This window comes from Mesorhizobium sp. M0119, assembly GCF_040322615.1.
Classification (GTDB): Bacteria; Pseudomonadota; Alphaproteobacteria; order Rhizobiales; family Rhizobiaceae; genus Mesorhizobium.
This window is the reverse complement of record NZ_JAMYTU010000045.1, coordinates 16196-36035: the sequence shown is the minus strand read 5'-3', so window position 1 is coordinate 36035 and position 19840 is coordinate 16196. Positions and strand designations below refer to the sequence as shown.

Below are 19840 nucleotides of genomic sequence, written 5' to 3'. Positions count from 1 at the left end.
TCTTGTCTTATCAGACACCGCGCGGGCCCCCGCCCAGACACCAACCGCCCCCCGCGCGGCCCCGCGCGGCCCCACCTCTCCCCCGCTTCGCGGTGGGCGAGGAACCCAGGTCTTGAGAGATCCGCGGGACAGCAACATCTCCTCCAGAGGAGGGCGATCAGCAGCTTCACCGACGACACCTACTCCAAAAGGTGCGATTCCCCTCTTCCGAGCAACCCCAAGCTTGACGCATCGGCGAAATGCAACTATGGAACGCCAACTTTTTCCATAAGGCCGCCTGACCGAAACCGCGCGCCACCCGGCGCGGGTCGAATGTTTGGCCAGGACCGAGAACCGAAGGTTAGTATCATGTCCCGCACCTGCGAACTCACTGCCAAGGCAGTCATGTCCGGCAACAATGTGAGCCACGCCAACAACAAGACCAAGCGTCGCTTCCTGCCCAATCTCGTCAATGTGACGCTGATCTCGGAAGCGCTGAACCAGAATGTGCGCCTGCGCATTTCGGCCAACGCGCTGCGTTCGGTCGAGCATCGCGGCGGCCTCGATGCCTTCCTGGCCAAGGCTGACGCCAAGGAATTGTCGCAGCGCGCCCGCCTGTTGAAGAAGCAGATCGCCAAGAAGCTCGCCGAACAGCCGGCCGCCTGAGTTTTTCGGCGGCAGTCGCCTTCCAGGGCGCGGCCCGGGTTCCGGATCGCGTTCCGCTGGTTCCATTACCCAGGATAAAAAAATGATTTTCCTCTCGCGGTACCTGCCCTTCGTGGCGGCCATGGCGCTTGTCGTCGTGGCCTCGAACATCCTTGTGCAGTTCCCGATGCAGGGTGCAATCGGCGGGCTGTCGCTGGCCGACATCCTGACCTGGGGCGCCTTCACCTATCCGTTCTCCTTCCTGGTCACCGATCTCGCCAATCGCCGTTATGGGCCGGCGGTGGCGCGCAGGATCGTTTTTGTCGGCTTCATGACAGCGGTGGTCTGCTCGATCGTCGTCCCACCGCTGCTGTTTCGCCACGGCCTGATCGAATTCGAGACCGCCGCCGACCGGCTGGTGCGCATTGCCGCGGCGTCGGGTGCCGCCTTCCTTACAGCGCAATTGCTCGACGTCACCGTGTTCAACCGGCTGCGCCGGCAGAGCTGGTGGCGCGCGCCGATCGTCGGCACGCTGATCGGCTCCGTCGTCGATACGGTGGTGTTTTTCACCGTCGCCTTTGCGGCGGCTTTTGCCTTCGCCGGGCCCAACGACGGCTTTGCGCTGGAAACCGCGCCGCTGATGGGCGTGCTGCCGGTCGAGACGATGCGCTGGATTTCCTGGGCGCTCGGCGATCTCAGCGTCAAGCTGGTCATAGCGGTGGTGGCGCTGATCCCCTACCGGCTGCTTGCCGCCCGCTGGAGCCAGCCGGCACTGGCGGCATAGAGCATGATCCCGAACCGAAGGTCCGCGTTAGCGAAAAGTGGGAACCGGTTTTCGGACAAGATCATGCTCAAAGACTATCGAGCATGATCCCCTGGCTTCAACTGGACTCGGCAAAAACGCCTGACGGCGGGCAGGAACTCCGCCTGAAGCGGCGCGGCGGCGAATTCTCGATCATGCTTGGCGCCAACGAGCTGATGAACAGCCGGCTCAGCGGTTCCGAAGAGGCGCTGGCGAAGCTGTCCTCTCAAAGGATAGCCGGCCGGCAGAACGCAAGCATCCTGATCGGCGGCCTCGGCATGGGCTTTACCTTGCGCGCGGCGCTGGCCGAGCTTGGCGCCGATGCGAAGGTCGCCGTTGCCGAACTGGTACCGGCGGTAGTGATTTGGGCGCGCGGCCCGATGGCCGAGGTTTTCGACGGCTGTCTTGACGACCGGCGCGTCGGCATTCGCGAGACCGATGTCGGTCAGCTCATCCGATCGCAAGCATCGGCCTGGGACGCGATCCTGCTCGACGTCGACAACGGCCCCGAGGGCATCGTCTACAACGCCAACGATGCGCTCTACAGCGGCACCGGCCTGATCAGCGCGAGAGCAGCTCTCAAGCCCGGCGGTGTGCTGGCGGTCTGGTCGCAGGGCCCTGACGCAGGTTTCACCCTCAGGCTCAAGCAGGCGGGCTTCACGGTCGACGAGGTTAAGGTGCGGGCTCACGGCAAGCGCGGCGCCCGTCACGTCATCTGGCTCGCGAGCAAAGGGCAATAGGGCCTTTGTTGGACGCCGCCCGGTACGCCGACGAACCTCTACTTCGCTTTCTGAAGCTCGGCAGCGAGTGCCTGCAGCAGCCCGCGCGTACCCTCCTCGCGTCCTTGCGCTGAATCGACACCATCGAAGAACGCACCCTGTTCGGTATAGGTCAGGCGGGTGCCGTCGCCGGAAGGTGCAAGCTCGACGGTGGTGAGCGACGCCGACAGCGGCTGCGGCCCGACCGCCATCCGGTAGGAAAATACGATGCGCCGGTCAGGGACGATGTCCTGGAACTGCGCATCGAGCCTGATCTCCGGGCCGCCCTGATAGCTGAACCGCGAAACCTCACCGCCGCCGACACGGAAATCGAAGGTGAACTCGGCGATGGTGAAGCCGTCGCCTTCGACGCGCCAACGCCGTACCGTCGCCTTGTCGGCAAAGGCGAAGAAGACGCGCTCGGGCGATTGCGGATAGGTCCGCTCGATCGTGAAGGTGGAATGGATGACGGAGTGCTCGTCGTTAACCGGGGCAATCTGGTTCATTTCTTGTCGTCCTTTTCCTGGTCGTGGAGTGTTGCGTTCGGTTGGTCAGTCTCCGCCAGGATCTCGCCGAGACGGTCGAGGTGGCGTTCGGCCGGCATACGGCGCGCGGCGATCCAGTCGGCGAGCGGGGCAAGCCCGCCGGGCTCGATCCGGCAGGTGCGCACGCGTCCGATTTTTTCGCTGCGGATCAGCCCGCACGCTTCCAGCGCCTGGAGATGCTGGAGCACGGCGGCGAAGGTCATGCCGAACGGCTCCGCCAGCTGGCTGACGGTGGCCGGCCCGCGGCTCAGCCTTTCCAGGATTGCCCGGCGCGTCGGCTCGGCAAGAGCCCGCAGAATGCTGTCGATCTCAGAATACTTAAGCATGGACTTGAGTATTTCGCCGATGACACGAATTGTCAAGTCACGACTAAAGTATTTTTGGCGAATGGTGAAAGCCGGCTGGAACCGCGACGCGGGTCATTGCCGGAGGAAATCGCCAAGGCAAATTGCATGCGCTGCGAACGGCGCGGAAACGCCAGCGTCGCTGTCAGCCAGCAACGGCCGATCGCGCGTCAATCCTCGTGCAGGATGAATTCCAGATAAAGATTGCGCTGCAGGATCGAGTGGTTGTCGTCGGACATCAGCGACACGATCAGCGCGCCGTCGTCGCGGGCCCACACGTCGAGCGCTTCCATGTTGTCGATCTGGTAACCCATGTCGGCTTCAAGCAGCACCGGCCCGTCGGCGACGGCGCCCTTCTCGACGCTTTCGCCATAGATGCGCCGCAGCCGCATCTTGACGCCGCGGGCCATCGAAAAACTGCGCTCCAGCAGCAACAGGTCGCCGTCCGGCAGGAAGGCGCCGTCGGTGATGTCGAAATCGCCATTGCGCTTGACGGTGAAGACGCCCTTGTGCGGCCCTTCGACGATCGCGGCAAAGATGTTGCCAGCTTTGTCGAGGCTTTTTTCCGACACCACGACCAGCCCGCCCGCGTGCTGTCCGTAAGGATGGGCGCGGGTGACGGTCTCGAAGCCGCGATTGCGGCGAAGTTCCCCGGCCGGGATCAGGAAGTCCAATTGCTTGAACGGCGCCTTCATGTCGTCCGGATCGATCTTGAACTCTGCGATACGGTGATCGCGCTCGAAACCGACCGTGGCAATGCCGTCCTGGACCGCGAGGCCTTCGGCATCGACCGCCCATTTCTCGTCGATCGGCTGGCCGGCCGCATCGACCATTTGCTGCATGCGAAAATTCTCGATGCCGGAAGGCCGCTTGTCGGCATCGTGGACGAGGGTGCCGAAGAACCAGAAGCCGGTGTCGGCGACGCCGATGAAATCGCTGCCGGGCTTGAGGAACCGAAGCGCCGACAGCGCGCCGAAATCGCGCGTCGGCGAGGTCATTTCGAGCCCGCCGACGAATTCGAGCGGCCCGAACTGTTTGTCCGGCTGGCCGATATGGAATTCGCTGATCGGCCGTGCCGAGATTTCGGCCGGCTCGACCGAGGCCGGGCCGGCAGCGATAGCCGGCGCCAAACTGATGCCTAACAACGCAATGGCGGCCAAAAGCTTCTGCCAAAAGCCGCCGCGGGAAAAAATCATCCGGCGCGCCGCATGCCGCCGCGCCGCGTGTCGCGCACGGTTTCCTCGGCGAACAGCGAGGCCAGCTGTTCGGTCATGGCGCCGGCCAGCTCTTCGGCATCGACGATGGTGACGGCGCGGCGATAATAGCGGGTGACGTCGTGGCCGATGCCGATGGCCAAAAGCTCGACCGGCGAGCGCGTCTCGATGAGCTCGATGATGGCGCGCAGATGCCGCTCGAGATAATTGCCCGGATTGACCGACAGCGTCGAATCGTCGACCGGCGCGCCGTCCGAGATCATCATCAGGATTTTGCGCTGCTCCGGCCGCGCGATCAGCCGGTTGTGCGCCCACAGCAGCGCCTCGCCGTCGATGTTTTCCTTGAGTAGCCCCTCGCGCATCATCAGCCCGAGATTGCGGCGCGCCCGCCGCCACGGATGATCGGCGGATTTGTAGATGATGTGGCGCAGATCGTTGAGCCGGCCGGGGTTCGGCGGCTTGCCTTCCTTCAGCCATTTCTCGCGCGCCTGCCCGCCCTTCCAGGCGCGGGTGGTGAAGCCGAGGATTTCGACCGAGACGCCGCAGCGTTCCAGCGTGCGCGCCAGGATGTCGGCACAGGTGGCGGCGACCGTGATCGGCCGGCCGCGCATCGAACCCGAATTGTCGAGCACCAGCGACACCACCGTGTCGCGGAATTTGGTGTCGCGCTCCTGCTTGAAGGACAAAGGCTGCATCGGGTCGATGACGACGCGCACCAGCCGCGCCGGATCGAGATAGCCCTCTTCGAGGTCGAAATCCCAGGAGCGGTTCTGCTGCGCCATCAGGCGGCGCTGCAGCCGGTTGGCCAGCCGCCCGACGACGCCGGAAAGGTTGGCGAGCTGCTTGTCGAGGAAGGCGCGCAGCCGGTCGAGCTCCTCCTCCTCGCACAGTTCCTCCGCGCCTACGGTCTCGTCGAAGGCCGTGGTGAAGACCTTGTAGTCGATCTCTTTCGGCAGATTGGTGAAGGGGTTGTCGTTGCGGCGCGCCTCGCCGGGCGTCTCCGCATCCGCGTCGTCATCGTCGGAGAGATCCTCGGCGGTGGCGTCGGAAGCTTCCGTCTCAGCCGATTGCTCGTCGTCGGACGATGCCTCGGTATCCTCGGATTGCGACTGCTCGGAGCCGGAATCGTCTTCGCCGCCCTCCTCGCTCTGCTCCTCGCCTTGCGGCTGGTTTTCGTCGTTGTCCTCGGAGTCTTCCGTCTCCTGGTCGTCGCCGAGCTCCTCGGCCATCTCCATGGAGGCGAGCATCTCGCGCACGACGCGGGCGAAAGCCTGCTGGTCGTCGAGCTTTGCCGACAGCCCGTCGAGGTCGGCGCTGGCCTTTTCCTCGACCCAGGGGCGCCAGAGATCGACCAGCCGTTCGCCGCTCTTCGGCGCAGTGCGCCCGGTCAGCTTTTCGCGCACCATCAGCGCCAGCGCTTCCTCGATCGGCGCGTCGGCCTTGTCCTTGACGTCGACGAGGTTGGCCCTGGCGTATTTGTCCTCGAGCATCGAGCCGATATTGTCGGCGACACCCTGCATGGCGCGAGAGCCGATCGCCTCGACGCGGGCCTGCTCGACCGCGTCATAGATGGCGCGGGCCTGCTTGCCTTCCGGCGCCAGCCTGGTGTGGATGCGCGCATCGTGGCAGGCGCGCTTCAGCGCCATGGAATCGCCGAGCCCGCGGGTAATGGCGATATCCGCCTTCGATGCCTTCTTCGGCAATTCCGGCAGCCGGGCGCGGCTGCCGGCCAGCGCCGGCCGATCCTTGGCGAAGCCGACCTCGAGATCCTTGTCGCCGGCGATGGCGCGCATGCAGACAGTGACGGCGCGCTTGAAGCTGTCGTTCTCAGCGCCGGTCTTGGATTTGTTTCGCGTGTTGTCGCCCGGACCCGCCATCGAAACTCTGCTTAGCCCAGCACCACGTTGGCGGCACTCTCCGGCAGATCTTCGCCGAAGGCGCGCTGGTAGAACTCGGCGACCAGCGAGCGTTCCAGCTCGTCGCATTTGTTGAGGAAGGTCAGCCGGAACGCCATGCCGATATTGCCGAAGATCTCGGCATTCTCGGCCCAGGTTATGACCGTGCGCGGGCTCATGACGGTCGACAGGTCGCCATTGATGAAGGCCGAACGCGTCATGTCGGCGACGCGCACCATCTTGTTGACGATCTCCTTGCCCTTGCCGTCGCGATAGTGCTTGGCCTTGGCCAGCACGATATTCACCTCATTGTCGTGCGGCAAATAGTTCAGCGTGGTGACGATCGACCAGCGGTCCATCTGCGCCTGGTTGATCTGCTGCGTGCCGTGATAGAGGCCGGTGGTGTCGCCCAGCCCAACCGTGTTGGCGGTCGAAAACAGCCTAAAGGCCGGATGCGGGCGGATGACCCGGCTCTGGTCGAGCAGCGTCAGCCGGCCCGACGATTCCAGCACGCGCTGGATGACGAACATCACGTCCGGGCGGCCGGCATCGTATTCGTCGAAGCACAGCGCGACATTGTGCTGGTAGGCCCAGGGCAGGATGCCGTCGCGGAATTCGGTGATCTGCAGCCCGTCCTTGACGACGATGGCGTCCTTGCCGACGAGGTCGATGCGGCTGACATGGCTGTCGAGATTGACGCGCACGCAAGGCCAGTTGAGCCGGGCGGCGACCTGCTCGATATGCGTCGACTTGCCGGTGCCGTGATAGCCCGACACCATGACCCGGCGGTTATAGGCAAAGCCGGCGAGGATCGCCATCGTCGTGTTCTTGTCGAACAGGTAGTCCGGATCGATGTCGGGGACATGCTCGCTCGTCACCGAATAGGCCGGCACCACCATCTTGGAGTCGAAGCCGAATGTCTCCTTCACCGACACCGTGGTGTCGGGCAGGTTGGCGATATCGCGATCGACCTTGTTCATCTCTATCAACGTCTCCACGAGCGAAACGCCGCGTTTCGCTGGCAATCGATTTTGTTCGGGGGCGGTCTTAGAGCCTTTTCCAACCTTATGAAAGTTGGAAAGCGACACGAACCGTAAGGTCGCTCAGCACAAACCTGCCTGCTTGAGCACGCGATACGCCTGAAGCACATCGCGGAACCGGTCTTCCGAACCTCTGTCGCCGCCATTCGCATCCGGATGGTGGCGTTTCACAAGTTCCTTATAGCGCGCCTTGATATCCTTGCCACTTGCCTTTGTATCAAGGCCAAGCGTTTCCAGTGCCTTGGCCTCAAGCGGCTTGGCCTTGCGCTCGCGTGCTTCGCGCGGGTCCTTCGGGCCTTTGAACAGGTCGAAGGGATCGCGCATGCGGTTGTAGTAGCCGGCGCGGCCGGAGCGCGCCTGGGCGAAGTCGGGCGAGGAGCGTGTCGAGGCACCGTTGACGCCCATTTTCCAGGTCGGCCGGTGGCCGGTCATGGCTTCCTTCTGGAAGCGGGCGATCTCGGTATCGGGAACGCCCGAGAAATAATTGAAGCCCTTGTTGTACTCGCGCACATGGTCGAAGCAGAACTGGAAATACTCGCCTTCTTTCATGCGTCCGACCGGGGCGCGGTGGGTACCGGCCTCTTTGCAGCCATCCCATTGACAGATCGGCGAGCGCGACTTCAGCTCCGCGTCCTTCTCCGGGCGGATGCGAATCTTTTCGAAATATTTTGGGTACGGCTTCATCTCACCCATTTATGGGCTGTTCGCGGATGCGAAACAAGAATTGACATTTTCGCGATGATCGCCCTAACCGCTGAATCGCGGCATAAAACCGGCGAATAGCGAATTTTGTGCGATGACGTAGATGTGGTGAAGGGAAGCGGCGATGTCCATACAGGCAACGATGGAAGACAAGCTGAAAAAGGCGTTTTCGCCGGAACGGCTGGCCGTCATCAACGAAAGCCATCTCCATGCCGGCCACCATCATGTGGATTCCGGCCATCACGCCACCTTCGATGGCGCCGGCGAGACGCATTTCCGCGTCCGCATCGTCGCGCCCGCCTTTGCCGGCATGAGCCGCGTCGAGCGTCACCGCGCCGTCAACGATCTGCTGGCCGAGGAGTTGAAGTCCGGCGTCCACGCCCTGGCAATCGAGCCGGCAGCGCCCGGCGAAACGACGCGCTGGTAATTCAGCCGAGGCTCGCCCTCAGGAAAGCCATCACCGCGGCGGTCAATGCGTCGCCCTCGGTGCCGAAGTCGCGATTGATCGACATGTGCGAATAGGCGCTGCCGTCGAACAGCGTGACCCTGGTTCCGGTGGCGCGCAGACGCCCGGCGAAGGCCTGCGCGTCCGCCGCGCGGGCTTTCGCCCGCGAATGGGCGATGAAGGTCGGCGGATGCTTGCGGCCTTCGACATAGGTGACAGGCGACAGCGCGCGCCACTGCGCCGGATTGGGAAAGGCGCGGGCATAGACACCTGCCATGCCGCCGCTCCTGGCCAGCGCCTCCAGATCGTAAGCCCTGGTGTCGTCGAGGACCAGCGCCGCGACGCCGGGCAGGCCGCCGCGCAGGCCGGTCAACGCGACGAGATGGCAGCCCGCCGAATGGCCCATGGCGACGATCCGGTCCGGATCGCCGCCATGCCTGGCGATGTTGGCGCGGACGTAGCGATAGGCCAGTTCGACATCAGCCGCCTGGGTGGCGACGTCGGCTTCAGGCAGCATCCGGTAGTCGATCGAGACGAAGCAGAAGCCATTGTCGAGCAGGAAACCAGGCTTGGAGTTGACATTGTTGCGGTTGCCGACCCGCCAGGCGCCGCCATGGACGAAGAAGACGACCGGTAGGCCGCTTGCGCCATCCCGGGAATAGATGTCGAGCTTGGCCGGCCCATAGTCGAAGGTTTCGGGCGACGGCGAACGCGGCCGCAACGCCGCCGCGGCCTGCCCCGGCAGCAGCGCCGCCATCGACGCCAAAAGCAGGGTTCGCCGATCGATTGTCATAAACTCCTGACTGCCCACGGCTGCCACAAAGTGCGCACCGTCATTCGCCAAGCAGCGCCGGCTTGATCCTCAGCCGCGCGATCCGGTTCTTGTCGCGTTTCATGACGACGAAGCGCTTGCCGTGAAATGTAAAGGCCTGCTTTTCGTCCGGGATCGACTGCGCCTCGTGGATGACAAGGCCGGCAATGGTGGTTGCTTCCTCGTCAGGCAGGTTCCAGTCGAGCGCCCGGTTCAGGTCGCGGATCGACACCGTGCCGTCGACGACGACGGAGCCGTCGGCCTCCTGCTTGACGCCCTGGATGTCGATGTCGTGCTCGTCGGCGATCTCGCCGACGATCTCCTCGATGATGTCCTCCAGCGTCACCAGTCCCTCGACCTCGCCATATTCGTCGACGACGATGGCGAAATGCGCCTTGCGGCGCAGGAAGGCGTTGAGCTGCTCCTGCAGCGTCGTGGTGTCGGGCACGAACCACGGTTTCGACGCGATCTTCATCACGTCGATCCTGGAAAAATCATTGCCGACCTCGTTCAGCGCGCGCAGCAGATCCTTCGCGTGCAGCACGCCGACAATGTTGTCGAGCGACCCCTTCCACAACGGCATGCGGGTGTGCGGGCTCTGCAGGATCTCGCGAACCACCGCTTCGGGAGGGTCGTCGGCGTTGACCGAGCGCATATTGGTGCGGTGGACCATGACGTCGGAGACTTCGAGCTCCTCGAGGTCGAACAGGCCGCCGATGCGGGCGCGGTCCTCGCGCACCACCTGGCCGTCGCGGCGGAAATCGTCGACGGCGCCGCGCAATTCCTCATGCGCCGAGCGCTGCGGCTCGATGCGCTGCAGCTCGTAGCCGAAGGCGGCGAGCAGGCGCCGGCGCAAGACGAAGCCCAGCAGGCCGAGGCCGGCGAGCACGGCAGCCGCGATCCAGCCGGCCTGGCTCATCCCGGATGGTTCTCCCTGAGGAACGCCAGCACTTCCGAGGCCGGCACATCCCGGGCGATAAAGGCCTGGCCGACGCCGCGCGTCAGGATGAAGGTCAGCGCGCCGCGCGACACCTTCTTGTCCTGGGTGATGAAGGAGAACAGCTGCTCGGCATCGGGCAATTCGCCCGGAATATCGGCCATGCGCCAGGGCAGGCCGACGGCGCGAAGATGCGCCTCGACACGCGCCGCATCGTCGGGGCTCGCCAAATTGAGCCTCGACGAAAAGCGGTGCGCCAGCGCCATGCCGATGGCAACGCCTTCGCCATGCACGAGCCTTGCGCCGTCATAGCCGGTCGCCGCTTCGAGCGCATGGCCGAAGGTGTGGCCGAGATTGAGCAGCGCACGGTCGCCGGTCTCGAACTCGTCGCGGGCAACGACGTCGGCCTTGGCGCGGCAGGCCTCGGCAATCGCCTTTCCGCGCTCCGGCCCGCCGGCAAACACGCGAGGCCAGTTTTCCTCCAGCCAGGCGAAGAACTGCGGCCGGTCGATCAGCCCGTATTTGGCCAGTTCGGCGTAGCCGGCGCGAAACTCGCGGATCGGCAGCGTGTCGAGCACTTCGGTGTCGGCCAGCACCAGCCTGGGCTGGTGGAACACCCCGACCAGGTTCTTGCCGCGCTTGCTGTTGATGCCGGTCTTGCCGCCGACGGAGGAATCGACCTGCGCCAGCAGCGAGGTCGGAACCTGCACGAAGTTCATGCCGCGCCGCGCGATGCCGGCGGCAAAGCCGGCGAGGTCGCCGACGACGCCGCCGCCGAGCGCGATGACGACGTCGCCGCGCTCCAGCTTGGCGGCCAGCACGCCGTCGACCACCTCTTCGAGATGCGCAAAGCTCTTGGTCTTTTCGCCTGGCGGCAGCGTGATGACGGCATGTTGGATGCCTCCGCTTGCCAGGCCGGCCGCAAGCGTTGCGAGATGCGCGGCCGCGACGTTTTCGTCGGTGACGACCGCCGCCCGCGTGCCCGGCAGACGGCGCGAAATCTCGGCGCCGGCGCGTGACAGCAGGCCGGGGCCGATCAAGATGTCGTAGGCACGCTCGCCAAGCCCGACTTCGACAGAGACCGTTGCATCAGCGCTCACGACCGCACCTCGTCAATGTCGGCAACGCCGAGATGGCCGCGCAGCGCGTCCACCACCTCGGCCGCAATGATCTCCTTGCGGTCGTCGCGGGTCGGCACGATGACATCGGCCGCGGCGTAAACCGGGTAGCGTTCCGCCATCAGCCGTTCGAGCACGGCGCGCGGTTCGGCGCTTTTCAGCAGCGGCCGATTCTGCTTCTTGGAAACGCGCTCCATCAACAGGTCGATCTCTGCCTTCAGCCAAACCGAAACGCCATGGCTGGCGATCGCCTCGCGCGTCTGTGCGTTCATGAAGGCGCCGCCGCCGGTCGACAGCACCTGCGGCCCGTGCTCCAGCACACGCAGGATGACGCGCTGCTCCAGTGCTCGGAACTCCGCCTCGCCATAGCGCTCGAACAGGTCCGGGACGCTCATGCGCGAAACACTTTCGATCTCCTGGTCGCTGTCGATAAAGGGCAGCGCCAGCATCGCCGCCACCTTGCGGCCGATCGCCGTCTTGCCGGCGCCCATCAGCCCGACAAAGACGATGGAACGGCCGCCCAGCCGGCCGAGCAGCGCGGCATGGCTCTCGCCCGGAGGATTTGCTGGTAGCGCGTTCATGTTTCTACGGCCTCTTTGCCGGCGTATCGACATCAAAAGCCTGTTTGCGTCAAGCGCGGCGCAACCGGGACCTGTTATCGGCTTCACCCTTGAATTGGCGGGATTGGCGTCTCATAAGGGCACAGGGTTGGAAATGCAGAATAAGACGACGGGCGAAAATTAATGCCAACACTGTTTCGCTTTGTCGTGACGCTCGCGATTCTTGCCGGCATTGTCTATGGCGCAATGTTCGCCCTGGTCATGTTCGTCGAGCCGAGAAAGGCGGAAATGAGCGTGCGTATCCCTCCGGAAAAGCTCAATCCCAAAAAATGAACAGCGCCGCCCGCATCGAAGCCTTCCTCGAAATGATGAGCGCCGAGCGCGGCGCTGCCGAAAACACGCTTTCCTCCTATCGCCGCGACCTCGAGGACGCTTCCGCCGGGATCGGCGGCGGGCTTGCCGGTGCCACCAGCGCCGACATCCGTGCCTATCTCGACGACATCGCCGCGCGCGGCTTTGCCGCCACCTCGCAGGCGCGCAAATTGTCGACGATCCGGCAGTTCTTCAAGTTCCTCTACGCCGAGGGCCTGCGCGGTGACGATCCGACCGGCACACTGGACAGTCCGAAGAAGGGCCGGCCGCTGCCGAAGACGATGAGCGAGGCCGATACCGGCCGGCTGCTCGACCGGGCCGCGCAAGAGGCGATGGACCCCCCCATGCATGACGGCGACAGTCTGGCGGCGCTGCGCCTCCAAGCGCTGGTCGAGGTGCTCTACGCTACCGGTTTGCGCGTTTCGGAGCTGGTCGGCCTCCCCGTGACGGTGGCGCAGCGCGACGACCGCTTCTTCATGGTGCGCGGCAAGGGCAACAAGGAACGCATGGTGCCGCTGTCGGCCAAGGCGCGCACGGCGATGCGGACCTGGCTTGCCGCAAGGGCGGCGGTGCCGGCTTTTGCCGACAGCCTGTTCCTGTTTCCGGCCGCCTCGGACAGCGGCTATCTGTCGAGACAGGTCTTTGCCCGCGAGCTGAAGGGCCTTGCCGCAAGGGCCGGCATTGCCACGGCGAAGATATCGCCGCATGTGCTGCGCCATGCTTTCGCCAGCCATCTGCTGCAAAACGGCGCCGATCTCAGGGCCGTGCAGCAGTTGCTCGGGCATGCCGATATTTCAACGACACAGATCTACACGCACGTGCTGGAAGAGCGGCTGGTGCGCCTGGTTAACGATCATCATCCGCTTGCCGACTAGGCGTCATGTCGCTATGTGAGAACGACGTTCCACCGCGCCCAGCCTGCATTTTCAGGCTTGCGTCAGTCATTGCCTTCCGACTTGCCGGTCCGCCCAAGAATGTACAATTACCTCGATTTCGAAAAGCCTGTGCAGGATCTCGAAGGCAAGATCCTCGAGCTGAAGAAGCTTGCCGAGAACGGCGAGGCGGTCGATGTCGGCGATGAGATCGCCCGTCTCGAGAAGCGCTCGCGCGATGCGCTGCGCGACGCCTACAAGGCGCTGACGCCGTGGCAGAAGGTGCAGGTGGCGCGCCATCCGGACAGGCCGCATTGCATCGACTACATCAAGGGCCTGCTTACCGATTTCACGCCGCTCGCCGGCGACCGCAATTTCGGCGAGGACCAGGCGATCGTCGGCGGCTTTGCCCGCTTTCGTGGCGAGCCGGTGGCGATCATCGGCCAGGAGAAGGGTTCCGACACGGCAAGCCGGCTGAAGCATAATTTCGGCTCGGTGCGGCCGGAGGGCTACCGCAAGGCGGTGCGACTGATGGAACTCGCCGACCGCTTCCAGATCCCGCTGCTGACGCTGGTCGACACTGCCGGCGCCTATCCCGGCGTCAACGCCGAAGAGCGCGGCCAGGCGGAAGCCATCGCCCGCTCGACTTCGGCCTGCCTTGGCCTGAAGGTGCCGTCGATCTCGGTGGTGATCGGCGAAGGCGGCTCGGGCGGCGCCATAGCGATTGCCACCGCCAACCGCGTCTACATGCTCGAACACGCCATCTATTCGGTGATCTCGCCGGAGGGCGCCGCCTCGATCCTGTGGCGCGACACCACCCGGTCCAGGGATGCTGCGACCAATATGAAGATCACGGCGCAGGACCTGCTGGAGCTGAAGATCATCGACGCCATCGTTGCCGAGCCGCTCGGCGGCGCCCATCGCGGCCCCGAAACGGTGATCGCCGCCACCGGCGACCTCATTGCCAGGACGATGAAGGAATTCTCCGGCGCCAACACCGACTTCCGCGAGCATCGCCGCGAGAAATACCTGGCGATGGGCCGCAATCTGTAACATCCGGCAGGCACGCGGCCTGAAATGTGGCGGCGTGAACCAGTTTCGCCACAAAAATGCCGCTGCATTCGGCTCAGTGAGCTTGCCGTAAGGGGACGCTCCAGCATGCTTGCGGTAAGGAATTTTCAAGGTTAACGGGCTTAGGGTCCGTCAGTGGTCAGTTTAGCAGCCGCGGCATCCGCGGCGCAGAGATGAAGACGATAGCGATATCAATGTTAGCCAAGCTTGCCCGCACCGGAGTTCTGATCGCTGCGATCGGCGTCGCCGGCTGCAACGATGCTTCGATGAAGGATTTTGCGCCGCAAGCCAACAAGCCGCTGCCGGACAAGATCCTGGCCGAAATGAAGGCCAAGGGCATGGTCCGCACCTCTTCGGTGATGGCCCGCATCTTCAAGGAAGAAGGCAAGCTCGAAATCTGGAAGGCCAAGACCAACGGCCGCTATGACCTGGTCGCCAGCTATGACATCTGCAAATGGTCGGGCAAGCTCGGGCCGAAGTTCACCGAAGGCGACCGCCAGGCGCCGGAAGGCTTTTACACGGTCCGCCCGGCACAGATGAACCCGCGGTCGAATTACCACCTGTCCTTCAACATCGGCTACCCGAACGCCTATGACCGCGCCAATGGCCGCACCGGTTCGAACCTGATGGTCCATGGCGCCTGCTCGTCGTCGGGCTGCTATTCGATGACCGACGCGCAGATCGAGCAGATCTACGCCTTCGGCCGCGACGCCTTCCAGGGCGGCCAGACCGAGTTCCAGATCCAGGCTTTTCCGTTCCGCATGACCGCAGCCAACATGGCGCGCTATCGCAACGACCCGAATTACGAATTCTGGAAGATGCTGAAGGTCGGCTACGACAATTTCGAAGTCACCAAGGTGCCGCCGAAAGTCGACGTCTGCGAGAAGCGCTACGTCTTCAACCAGGTTGCGGCCGACGGCTCGACCTTCAATCCGACCGGCGCTTGCCCTGCAACCACCCAGCCCGATTCGCTGAAGAGCGCCATCAACGCCTATCAAAGCACCTATGAGGCGGCCTTCAACGGCGCCGTCAAGGCCAGCGTGCCGGCACCCAAGCCGACCATCGCCGGGATCAAGGAAGCCAGCATCGTTTCCGACTGGTCGAAACGGCGTGCCCGCGGCGAACGCGTGCCGATCGAGCCGCCGTCGCTCAACCCGGACGGCACGGTGACCGAAACGGCGCGCATGGGCCGCGTCGATTCGCCGGCCGGCCGCAAGATGGCGGCGCTCGACGCCGAAAAGGCCGCCAAGCAGAAGGCCGAGGAACAAAGGCTAGCCGCCATAGAAGCGGCGAAGGCCGCGAAAGAGGCAGCCAAGGCCCAGGCGCTGGCCGAGAAGGAAGCGGCCAAGGCGCAGGCGCTCGCCGAAAAGGAAGCTGCCAAGACCGCCGCCGAGATGCCTGTCGCCACCGCCACCGTAGCGCCATCCGAGGCCGCCCCGGCAGTCGAAACGCAGGCTGCGGACGCCGAAAGCACGGCGACAAGGTTGAAGAAAAAGCTGCTCGGCATGTTTGGCGGCTGAGTTTCATGCTTGAACAAGAAGATGGGGGCCAAGAAGACAGGCCCTCAACCAGCCCCGCCGCCGTCTACGACCTCAAAGGCTTGAACTGCCCGTTGCCCGTGCTCAAGGCAAAAAAGCGCCTGGCCGCAATGCAGCCGGGCAGCCGCCTCTGGCTCGAAACCACCGACCCCCTCGCCGTCATCGACATTCCCGCCTTCTGCGCCGAGAGCGGCCATCGGCTGATCGAAACGGCGGCGATATCTGGCGGCCACCGCTTCCTGGTCGAGCGCGGCTGAGCGGGATAATCTCCCCCCTCGAGGGGGAGATGTCGCCGAAGGCGACAGAGGGGGGTCGCCTCGCGTAAAGCGCCAACCTTGATCTGCCGCAGGAGGCCGCGTCCGGTCGCGCCGACCCCCTCTGGCCTGCCGGCCATCTCCCCCTCGAGGGGGGAGATCGGCAGCTTCACCCACGCCCGGCAATAGCCAGCGGATTGCTTTCCAGTGCTGCGCGATCAGGCGTGTCGATCGACGGCCGGTTGGTGAAGGCGGCGAACAGCCGGCGGACATAGTCTTCCGGCATGTCGAGCGTGATCAGCACCAGCCTGGTGCCGCGCTGGCTGTCCGGCCAGGCCGGCAGTTGCACCGGCGGATGCAGGATCTTCTGCACGCCATGGATAACCAGCGGCCGCGACGGGTCTTCTGCAAGCTCGATGACGCCCTTCATCCGCAACAGGCGCTCGCCATGCGCCGAGCGCAGCAGATCGAGGAACATCTCGATTGCCGAAAACGGCACCGGCCCGTCATGGACCAGCGAATACGAGCGGATGCGGGAATCGTGCCTATGGCCATGACTATGAGCATGGTGATGGTGATCGCCACCGTCATGCCCGTCGTGATCATGCCCGCTGTGGTCATAGTCGTGGCTGGCTTCTTCGCCGAGCCAACGCTGCACATCGACCGATTTGGTGGCCGGATTGTAGAGCCCGCAATCGAACAGGGTCGCGGTGCTTGCATGGCTGGCGTCGAGCACCACGGCGCTCGGGTTGAGTTGCCTGAGCCGCGCCCGCAACGCCTTGGCGTCGCCTGCATCCGTGACCAGGTCGGCCTTGCTGAGCACGATGCGATCGGCGACGGCCACCTGCTTCACCGCCTCGACATGGGCATCGAGCGTCACATTGCCGTTGACGGCGTCGACCAGGGCGATGACGCCGTCGAGCCGGAAGGCCTGGACCAGGGCCGGATGCGCCATGATCGACTGCAGCACGGGGGCGGGGTCGGCGAGCCCGGTGGTCTCGACGACGACGCGGGCAAGCCGGTCGATGCGGCCAGTCTGCAGCCGGTCGACGAGGTCGGCCAGCGTGTCGACCAACTCGCCGCGCACCGTGCAGCAGAGGCAGCCGTCGGAGAGCTGGATGATGCCGTCGGAGGCCTGCTCGACCAGAAGATGATCGATCGCCACCTCGCCGAACTCGTTGATGATGACGGCGGTGTCGGCGAGTGCCGGATCCCGGAGCAGCCGGTTGAGCAGCGTCGTCTTGCCGGCGCCGAGAAAGCCGGTGAGCACCGAAACGGGGATCGGGAAGCCGGCCATGCGGCTAGTTCAGCGCCTTGGCCGGCTGCTGGACCTGCGCGGCGGTGGATCCGGCCACAACAGGCTCGGCGCCGGCCGGCGGCGCCTGGTCCGGCCGCCATGTCGGCAGCGGCACGTCGGCATATTCCTGCCCGGAGGCGTCGAGCATCGCCTTCGGCGTCGGCCCCGTGGCGCCGCCGAGGCCGACGGCGATCAGCGTCGGTACATGGTCGAGCTTTTCCTGATAGGGCGATTTCGGCACGTCCTTGCCCTTGTCGCCGACGGCGGGGGCGGCTTCCGACTGCTCCTCGGCCGGCTTTTTCTTGCAGATTTCCTCATTCATGTCGTTGGCCGACATGGTGTCGCCATAGGCAGGCAGCGCCGCGACCGTCAGCCAGCTCGGCGCCAGCGTTGCAAAGCCCTGGTCGAGCAGTTTTGCCGCCGCCTCGGCGCGGGTGACTGCCGACCGTTCACCGAGCACCACGGCGACCAGGGTGCGGCCGTTGCGGGTAGCCGAGCCGATCATGTTGAAACCGGACGAGCAGACGAAACCGGTCTTCATGCCGTCGGCACCCGGATAGCGGCCGATCAGGAGGTTGTAGTTGGAGATCGCCTTCTTGCCGACGGCAAGGCCTTCGATCGAGAACCAGGGGGCATATTGCGGAAATTCCTTGCGGATCGCCATCACCAGCAAAGCGAGATCGCGCGCTGTCGTATACTGGTCCGGCGAATAGAGCCCGTTCGGATTGACGAAATGCGACCCGCTCATGCCGAGCCTCTGCGCCTCGGCATTCATGCGTTCGGCGAAAGCCGCTTGCGAACCGCCGATATTCTCGCCGACCGCCATGGCGATGTCATTGGCCGATTTGACCAGCATCATCTTCAGCGCGTTGTCCAGCCGCATCACCGAGCCCGGCTTGAACCCCATCTTGCTCGGCGGCTCGCCGGCCGAATGTTTCGTCACCTTGATCGGCGAATCGAGCTGGACCTCGCCCGCGGCAATCGCACGAAACGCCACATAGGCGGTCATCAGCTTGGTCAGCGATGCCGGGTACCAGCGCCTGAATGCGTCCTGGTGCTGCAGGATCTTGCCGCTGTTCAGGTCGAACAGGATGGTCGGATTGGCCAAGGCAGGCCCGGCCAGCGCCGGAAGCACCACCGCGCCCGCCACCAACAGTTTGAGGAAATGCCTGTAGCGCATCATAAAAACCGAAATAGCCTCTTGCCGCAGTCGCACCTGGCTCCGTAAGATTTCGTTACACGATCGCCAGAATAATGGTCCGGCCCTCTGTTCCCGGACCACAGTCGCGGTGCTATTTACTCTATGTGACGTCAACATGGCAAAGTGCTGCCGATCACAATGTGGAAGCAGCAGCACAATGCAAAGCTGCGTGCATGGTTGCAAGGCAGCAGGCACAATTGCAAAGCAGCAGGCCAGGACCGCCTGCTCCAACAGCGAAATGGAACCATCATGCCGATCCTGAACCGAGCCGCCGAAATGCAGGACGAGGTGGCCGGCTGGCGCCGCCATTTGCACCAGACGCCGGAGCTGAATTTCGACGTCTTCAAGACCGCCGCCTTCGTCACCGAGAAGCTGAAGGCTTTCGGCTGCGACGACATCGTGACGGGTTTGGGCAAGACCGGCGTCGTCGGCATCATCCGCGGCCGCCACGGCGAAGGCTCGACCATCGGCCTGCGCGCCGACATGGACGCCCTGCCGCTCAACGAGATCACCGGCAAATCCTATGCCTCGACCGTCCCCGGCAAGATGCACGCCTGTGGCCATGACGGCCACACCGCGATGCTGTTGGGTGCCGCCAAATACCTCGCCGAAACGCGCAATTTCGCCGGTTCCGTCGCGGTCATCTTCCAGCCGGCCGAAGAAGGCGGCGGCGGCGGCAACGAGATGGTCAAGGACGGCATGATGGAGCGCTTTGACATATCCAAGGTGTTCGGCATGCACAACATGCCGGGCCTGCCGGTCGGCCAGTTCGCCATCAGGCCGGGCCCGATCATGGCGGCGACCGCCGAATTCACCATCACCGTCAAGGGCCGGGGCGGCCACGCGGCGATGCCGCACGGCACCATCGATCCGATCGTCATCACCAGCCAGCTTGTCGGCGCATTGCAGACGATCGCCTCGCGCAGCACCGATCCGGTCGAGGCGGTGGTCGTCTCGGTGACGAAATTCCACGCCGGCGACGCCTATAACGTCATTCCAGAGACCGCCGAGATCGCCGGCACGGTACGCACGCTGAAGAAGGAGGTCGCCAAGAAGGCTGAAGAGCGCATCCGCTCGCTTTGCCAAGGCCTGGGCGCTGCCTTCGGCGCGACGATCGAGGTCGACTACAATGCCAATTACCCCGTCACCTTCAACCATCCGGAAGAGACGGTCTTTGCCAGCGACATCGCGGCCGACGTCGCCGGCGACAGCCATGTGCACCGCGCCATCCAGCCGGTGATGGGCGGCGAGGATTTCTCCTACATGCTGGAAGCGCGGCCGGGCGCCTTCATCTTCATCGGCAATGGCGATACCGCCGGCCTGCACAACCCGGCCTACGACTTCAACGACGAGGTCATCCCGCACGGCATGAGCTATTGGGTGAAGCTGGCGGAGACGGCGCTGGCGGCGTAGCCATTCGGCACCGGCGGTGCCGCGACC

22 protein-coding genes are annotated in these 19840 nt (G+C 64.4%); 10 read left to right on the top strand and 12 right to left on the bottom strand.

The genetic code is table 11. The features are described 5' to 3' along the window. Positions 1 to 348 precede the first annotated feature (348 nt). The 3 genes from rpmB to NKJ40_RS27110 all read left to right on the top strand — a co-directional run bounded on the left by rpmB (position 349) and on the right by NKJ40_RS27110 (position 2166). Complete coding sequence (gene rpmB / locus NKJ40_RS27120; RefSeq protein ID WP_006328411.1) at positions 349 to 645, top strand: 50S ribosomal protein L28; 297 nt, start codon at positions 349 to 351, stop codon at positions 643 to 645. An 82-nt stretch (positions 646 to 727) separates the two neighbouring features. Then, positions 728 to 1408: a queuosine precursor transporter gene (locus NKJ40_RS27115; RefSeq protein WP_352468697.1), complete on the top strand. Its 681-nt coding sequence runs from the start codon at positions 728 to 730 to the stop codon at positions 1406 to 1408. Positions 1409 to 1491: 83 nt separating this feature from the next. Further along, a complete protein-coding gene (locus NKJ40_RS27110; RefSeq protein ID WP_352468696.1) occupies positions 1492 to 2166 on the top strand; it encodes a polyamine aminopropyltransferase in 675 nt (224 codons plus the stop codon). Positions 2167 to 2204: 38 nt separating this feature from the next. On the opposite strand, the gene NKJ40_RS27105 is transcribed toward NKJ40_RS27110, so the two are convergent. From NKJ40_RS27105 to NKJ40_RS27080, 6 genes are all read right to left on the bottom strand, one after another. Next, positions 2205 to 2690 (bottom strand): SRPBCC family protein, encoded by a 486-nt coding sequence (locus NKJ40_RS27105; protein WP_352468695.1) that lies wholly within the window; start codon positions 2688 to 2690, stop codon positions 2205 to 2207. Continuing rightward, entirely contained in the window at positions 2687 to 3055 is a 369-nt protein-coding gene (locus tag NKJ40_RS27100) for an ArsR/SmtB family transcription factor (RefSeq protein ID WP_352468694.1), read from the bottom strand. The genes NKJ40_RS27105 and NKJ40_RS27100 overlap by 4 nt, the downstream gene beginning before the upstream one ends. A 188-nt stretch (positions 3056 to 3243) precedes the next feature. Beyond that, the gene (locus NKJ40_RS27095) at positions 3244 to 4269 is read right to left on the bottom strand and encodes an esterase-like activity of phytase family protein (protein WP_352468693.1); all 1026 of its coding nucleotides are present in this window, start codon (positions 4267 to 4269) and stop codon (positions 3244 to 3246) included. Continuing rightward, complete coding sequence (gene cobT, locus NKJ40_RS27090) at positions 4266 to 6164, bottom strand: cobaltochelatase subunit CobT (RefSeq protein WP_352468692.1); 1899 nt, start codon at positions 6162 to 6164, stop codon at positions 4266 to 4268. The genes NKJ40_RS27095 and cobT overlap by 4 nt, the downstream gene beginning before the upstream one ends. 11 nt (positions 6165 to 6175) lie before the next feature. Then, a complete protein-coding gene (gene cobS, locus NKJ40_RS27085) occupies positions 6176 to 7162 on the bottom strand; it encodes a cobaltochelatase subunit CobS (RefSeq protein ID WP_023721131.1) in 987 nt (328 codons plus the stop codon). 123 nt (positions 7163 to 7285) lie between these two features. Continuing rightward, positions 7286 to 7915, bottom strand: a complete 630-nt coding sequence (locus NKJ40_RS27080) for a J domain-containing protein (RefSeq protein WP_254816626.1) — start codon at positions 7913 to 7915, stop codon at positions 7286 to 7288. Positions 7916 to 8048: 133 nt separating this feature from the next. Between NKJ40_RS27080 and NKJ40_RS27075 the strand changes: the two genes are divergently transcribed. Next, on the top strand, positions 8049 to 8351 hold the full coding sequence (locus tag NKJ40_RS27075) for a BolA family protein (protein ID WP_352451200.1): 303 nt from the start codon (positions 8049 to 8051) through the stop codon (positions 8349 to 8351). Position 8352: 1 nt separating this feature from the next. Here NKJ40_RS27075 and NKJ40_RS27070 read toward each other — a convergent pair whose 3' ends face one another. Genes NKJ40_RS27070 through NKJ40_RS27055 form a run of 4 tightly spaced genes read right to left on the bottom strand, consistent with a single transcriptional unit; the run spans position 8353 to position 11816 of the window. Continuing rightward, positions 8353 to 9162, bottom strand: coding sequence for an alpha/beta hydrolase (locus tag NKJ40_RS27070; protein ID WP_352468691.1), 810 nt, complete (start codon positions 9160 to 9162; stop codon positions 8353 to 8355). A 40-nt stretch (positions 9163 to 9202) separates the two neighbouring features. After that, positions 9203 to 10099, bottom strand: a complete 897-nt coding sequence (locus NKJ40_RS27065) for an HlyC/CorC family transporter (RefSeq protein ID WP_352468690.1) — start codon at positions 10097 to 10099, stop codon at positions 9203 to 9205. Then, the gene (gene aroB, locus NKJ40_RS27060) at positions 10096 to 11217 is read right to left on the bottom strand and encodes a 3-dehydroquinate synthase (RefSeq protein WP_352468689.1); all 1122 of its coding nucleotides are present in this window, start codon (positions 11215 to 11217) and stop codon (positions 10096 to 10098) included. Before aroB ends, NKJ40_RS27065 begins: the two co-directional genes overlap by 4 nt. Further along, positions 11214 to 11816, bottom strand: a complete 603-nt coding sequence (locus NKJ40_RS27055) for a shikimate kinase (protein WP_352468688.1) — start codon at positions 11814 to 11816, stop codon at positions 11214 to 11216. Before NKJ40_RS27055 ends, aroB begins: the two co-directional genes overlap by 4 nt. A 162-nt stretch (positions 11817 to 11978) precedes the next feature. On the opposite strand from NKJ40_RS27055, the gene NKJ40_RS27050 reads away from it, so the two are divergent. The 5 genes from NKJ40_RS27050 (at position 11979) to NKJ40_RS27030 (ending at position 15905) form a co-directional block, all read left to right on the top strand. Beyond that, a complete protein-coding gene (locus NKJ40_RS27050) occupies positions 11979 to 12128 on the top strand; it encodes a hypothetical protein (protein ID WP_023677884.1) in 150 nt (49 codons plus the stop codon). Continuing rightward, the gene (locus NKJ40_RS27045) at positions 12125 to 13042 is read left to right on the top strand and encodes a site-specific tyrosine recombinase XerD (RefSeq protein ID WP_352468687.1); all 918 of its coding nucleotides are present in this window, start codon (positions 12125 to 12127) and stop codon (positions 13040 to 13042) included. Before NKJ40_RS27050 ends, NKJ40_RS27045 begins: the two co-directional genes overlap by 4 nt. A 99-nt stretch (positions 13043 to 13141) precedes the next feature. Next, the gene (locus tag NKJ40_RS27040; protein WP_292664002.1) at positions 13142 to 14092 is read left to right on the top strand and encodes an acetyl-CoA carboxylase carboxyltransferase subunit alpha; all 951 of its coding nucleotides are present in this window, start codon (positions 13142 to 13144) and stop codon (positions 14090 to 14092) included. 212 nt (positions 14093 to 14304) lie between these two features. Continuing rightward, positions 14305 to 15630 carry a L,D-transpeptidase family protein gene (locus NKJ40_RS27035; RefSeq protein ID WP_352468686.1) on the top strand — a complete coding sequence of 442 codons (1326 nt, stop codon included), beginning with the start codon at positions 14305 to 14307 and terminating at the stop codon, positions 15628 to 15630. Between the two features lie 5 nt (positions 15631 to 15635). After that, positions 15636 to 15905 (top strand): sulfurtransferase TusA family protein, encoded by a 270-nt coding sequence (locus NKJ40_RS27030; RefSeq protein ID WP_352468685.1) that lies wholly within the window; start codon positions 15636 to 15638, stop codon positions 15903 to 15905. A 166-nt stretch (positions 15906 to 16071) separates the two neighbouring features. Here the strand turns inward: NKJ40_RS27030 and NKJ40_RS27025 are convergent, their stop codons facing one another. Together NKJ40_RS27025 and NKJ40_RS27020 are read right to left on the bottom strand one after the other, a co-directional pair. Then, the gene (locus NKJ40_RS27025; protein WP_352468684.1) at positions 16072 to 17199 is read right to left on the bottom strand and encodes a CobW family GTP-binding protein; all 1128 of its coding nucleotides are present in this window, start codon (positions 17197 to 17199) and stop codon (positions 16072 to 16074) included. A gap of 4 nt (positions 17200 to 17203) precedes the next feature. Beyond that, complete coding sequence (locus NKJ40_RS27020; protein ID WP_352468699.1) at positions 17204 to 18379, bottom strand: D-alanyl-D-alanine carboxypeptidase family protein; 1176 nt, start codon at positions 18377 to 18379, stop codon at positions 17204 to 17206. A gap of 270 nt (positions 18380 to 18649) precedes the next feature. Between NKJ40_RS27020 and NKJ40_RS27015 the strand changes: the two genes are divergently transcribed. Next, complete coding sequence (locus NKJ40_RS27015) at positions 18650 to 19813, top strand: M20 aminoacylase family protein (RefSeq protein ID WP_352468683.1); 1164 nt, start codon at positions 18650 to 18652, stop codon at positions 19811 to 19813. The last annotated feature ends 27 nt before the right edge of the window (positions 19814 to 19840 follow it).

Bases quoted from the DNA above. Each gene is read 5' to 3' on its own strand.
- cobT (WP_352468692.1), bottom strand. From the start codon at position 6,164: ATGGCGGGTCCGGGCGACAACACGCGAAACAAATCCAAGACCGGCGCT.
- NKJ40_RS27095 (WP_352468693.1), bottom strand. From the start codon at position 4,269: ATGATTTTTTCCCGCGGCGGCTTTTGGCAGAAGCTTTTGGCCGCCATT.
- NKJ40_RS27065 (WP_352468690.1), bottom strand. From the start codon at position 10,099: ATGAGCCAGGCCGGCTGGATCGCGGCTGCCGTGCTCGCCGGCCTCGGC.
- cobS (WP_023721131.1), bottom strand. From the start codon at position 7,162: ATGAACAAGGTCGATCGCGATATCGCCAACCTGCCCGACACCACGGTG.
- NKJ40_RS27100 (WP_352468694.1), bottom strand. From the start codon at position 3,055: ATGCTTAAGTATTCTGAGATCGACAGCATTCTGCGGGCTCTTGCCGAG.
- NKJ40_RS27030 (WP_352468685.1), top strand. From the start codon at position 15,636: ATGCTTGAACAAGAAGATGGGGGCCAAGAAGACAGGCCCTCAACCAGC.
- NKJ40_RS27040 (WP_292664002.1), top strand. From the start codon at position 13,142: ATGTACAATTACCTCGATTTCGAAAAGCCTGTGCAGGATCTCGAAGGC.
- NKJ40_RS27050 (WP_023677884.1), top strand. From the start codon at position 11,979: ATGCCAACACTGTTTCGCTTTGTCGTGACGCTCGCGATTCTTGCCGGC.
- NKJ40_RS27020 (WP_352468699.1), bottom strand. From the start codon at position 18,379: ATGCGCTACAGGCATTTCCTCAAACTGTTGGTGGCGGGCGCGGTGGTG.
- NKJ40_RS27035 (WP_352468686.1), top strand. From the start codon at position 14,305: ATGTTAGCCAAGCTTGCCCGCACCGGAGTTCTGATCGCTGCGATCGGC.
- NKJ40_RS27110 (WP_352468696.1), top strand. From the start codon at position 1,492: ATGATCCCCTGGCTTCAACTGGACTCGGCAAAAACGCCTGACGGCGGG.
- NKJ40_RS27115 (WP_352468697.1), top strand. From the start codon at position 728: ATGATTTTCCTCTCGCGGTACCTGCCCTTCGTGGCGGCCATGGCGCTT.
- NKJ40_RS27070 (WP_352468691.1), bottom strand. From the start codon at position 9,162: ATGACAATCGATCGGCGAACCCTGCTTTTGGCGTCGATGGCGGCGCTG.
- NKJ40_RS27075 (WP_352451200.1), top strand. From the start codon at position 8,049: ATGTCCATACAGGCAACGATGGAAGACAAGCTGAAAAAGGCGTTTTCG.
- NKJ40_RS27080 (WP_254816626.1), bottom strand. From the start codon at position 7,915: ATGGGTGAGATGAAGCCGTACCCAAAATATTTCGAAAAGATTCGCATC.
- rpmB (WP_006328411.1), top strand. From the start codon at position 349: ATGTCCCGCACCTGCGAACTCACTGCCAAGGCAGTCATGTCCGGCAAC.
- NKJ40_RS27025 (WP_352468684.1), bottom strand. From the start codon at position 17,199: ATGGCCGGCTTCCCGATCCCCGTTTCGGTGCTCACCGGCTTTCTCGGC.
- NKJ40_RS27015 (WP_352468683.1), top strand. From the start codon at position 18,650: ATGCCGATCCTGAACCGAGCCGCCGAAATGCAGGACGAGGTGGCCGGC.
- NKJ40_RS27045 (WP_352468687.1), top strand. From the start codon at position 12,125: ATGAACAGCGCCGCCCGCATCGAAGCCTTCCTCGAAATGATGAGCGCC.
- NKJ40_RS27055 (WP_352468688.1), bottom strand. From the start codon at position 11,816: ATGAACGCGCTACCAGCAAATCCTCCGGGCGAGAGCCATGCCGCGCTG.
- NKJ40_RS27105 (WP_352468695.1), bottom strand. From the start codon at position 2,690: ATGAACCAGATTGCCCCGGTTAACGACGAGCACTCCGTCATCCATTCC.